Origin of the sequence: Paraburkholderia sp. CNPSo 3281 (assembly GCF_024206515.1) — a bacterium.
Classification (GTDB): domain Bacteria; phylum Pseudomonadota; class Gammaproteobacteria; order Burkholderiales; family Burkholderiaceae; genus Paraburkholderia; species Paraburkholderia nodosa.
On the sequence record NZ_JAMBPS010000132.1, the window covers coordinates 1 to 1,909 of the forward strand.

General features: G+C 56.6%; 3 protein-coding genes and 1 pseudogene. 2 read left to right on the forward strand and 2 right to left on the reverse strand.

Going from position 1 to position 1,909, the window contains the following annotated elements; translation table 11 throughout:
* Positions 1-179: pseudogene (locus M3I56_RS40420) on the forward strand (IS256 family transposase); the annotation flags it as partial.
* A gap of 200 nt (positions 180-379) precedes the next feature.
* On the opposite strand, the gene M3I56_RS40425 reads toward M3I56_RS40420, so the two are convergent.
* A complete protein-coding gene (locus M3I56_RS40425) occupies positions 380-1,303 on the reverse strand; it encodes an AraC family transcriptional regulator (RefSeq protein ID WP_254358633.1) in 924 nt (307 codons plus the stop codon).
* Between the two features lie 246 nt (positions 1,304-1,549).
* On the opposite strand from M3I56_RS40425, the gene M3I56_RS40430 reads away from it, so the two are divergent.
* On the forward strand, positions 1,550-1,684 hold the full coding sequence (locus M3I56_RS40430; protein WP_254358635.1) for an SDR family NAD(P)-dependent oxidoreductase: 135 nt from the start codon (positions 1,550-1,552) through the stop codon (positions 1,682-1,684).
* 78 nt (positions 1,685-1,762) lie between these two features.
* On the opposite strand, the gene M3I56_RS40435 is transcribed toward M3I56_RS40430, so the two are convergent.
* Positions 1,763-1,909, reverse strand: a 147-nt coding sequence (locus M3I56_RS40435; protein ID WP_254357844.1) for an ATP-binding protein, incomplete at its 5' end; no start/stop codon positions are given.

The window sequence follows — 1,909 nt, forward strand, 5'->3', positions numbered from 1 at the left end:
TACGCAAGATCGTCAAGACGCGTGGGCACTTCCCCACGGACGAGGCCGCGACCAAACTGCTGTGGCTGGCCTTGCGCAATATCACGGCTGACTGGAGCCGTGCCGCACATGACTGGAAAGCCGCGATGAACCAGTTCGCGATCCTCTACGAGGATCGCTTCACCAGGAATCATTTGTAGAATGCAATTGATGACCTGCCAGACGGCAGGTTTTTATCTGCCTTGCACACAAAAATTCAGACACTTCCAGCGTCCCTGAATCGCCGTAAATCGGTCACACGCTTGCGGCGGCCTACTATTCGTAGATTAACAAGTCCGATGCTTGCCGGGTCCATCCAGTCGTGTGGTGGCTATCAGCGTGAAATCTCTGCACGTGGCATTCAAACCTTGCTTCGTGCTTCCGAGCGATACCGGCTGGGACTCTGACCAAACATCCTTTTGAAAGTCGAGCTAAACGTGGTTTCGGACGCGTAGCCGACGGCCGCGGCGATGCTCGAGAGATTGTCGTTACCTGTTTTCAAGGCATCCCTGGCGATCGTCATGCGCCAGCGGATCAGATATTCCACTGGAGGCAAGCCCACGAGATCCTTGAAGCGCTCAATGAACGCGGTGCGTGACATGCCGACCCTTGACGCCAGTTCCTCCACCTTCCAACGACGCGCTATTTCTCCATGCACCATCCTTAACGCTGAGCCGATCCGTGGATCCGACAACGCGCCTAGCCAGCCCGCCGATCCAGGATTGGCGGCAAGATGCGCCCGCAGAATGTTCACCAGCACGATGTTCGCGACGCTACCCGCCATCGCCGCCGCTCCGGGCCGAACCGACTCTGTCTCCGCCCTGATTAATTCGAGGGCCGCGCTTAACGATCTGGCATCCGGAGAATCAGCGGACACGAGAACCAGCGGGGGCAGCAAATTAAGCAGCAGCCCACTCATGTCACCGTCGAACTCGAACAATCCTCCAACGCTCATCGCGCGCATTTCTCCCTGCCCGTAGCGAACAATTCCGTCCGCCTCCAGGTTATTGGCAAGTACCCGCTCTCCGTCGTACGGCATGACGCCGGGATCGCTGGCGAAACAATAGGGAGATCCGTCAGTGAGCAGACAAAAATCTCCCTCCTGCATTTTCGCGGGCTCGGTAACGCCCTCGATCCACACCCATCTATCGCCCTTGATGACGCCAACAAATTTGATATGACGATAGGCAGCAAATTTTAAGGCCCAAGGTTCAGCAGCCTCGAAGCGCGCCGAAAGGACACTCTTGACCTTTAGCAGGGAGAACACGTCGGACAGCGGATCCATAGTAAATATGTACGATGCGATAGGAAATTTGGTCGATTGATTATGGATCGAACGGACGCTCTGAGCAAGAATGGGTGCTTCGCAGGGAACATCGACGGGCCGTGTTTCCGGCGAGGAAACACCTGGACTTCACGCTCAACCTTAGGCCGAAAGAGGAGTGACTTCGCGCATGCACACGATTGAACTGATCGCACACGCGGCCGGCCATGGCCGTTATCCAAGGAATGGCAAAGTGGAGGTGATCTCGTGCCAATCGCGCTAATCACGGGAGCCAGCCGCGGCATTGGTGCGGCTGTCGCGATGAGTCTGGCCGAACAAGGGTACCGGGTAGTCGTCAATCATCGCGACAGCGCATCCCAGTGCGTATTTCGGGGAAGTTGAACGCCCGTTTCGATGAAGTCGAACAGGCCAGGAGGGAGGTGCTGCGTAGTGCTTAGATTGTACTGCGAGTGTTCGAGATCAGGCTACTTTTTGATCAGGAGCGTTCTTCTTTCGCATCGAATCGCCCTTCAATGCAAGCTTGTGAGCTTGATGGACGAGGCGGTCGAGGATTGCGTCGGCGAGCGTGGGGTCTTGCAGCCATGCGTGCCAGTGTTCAAGGGGCAG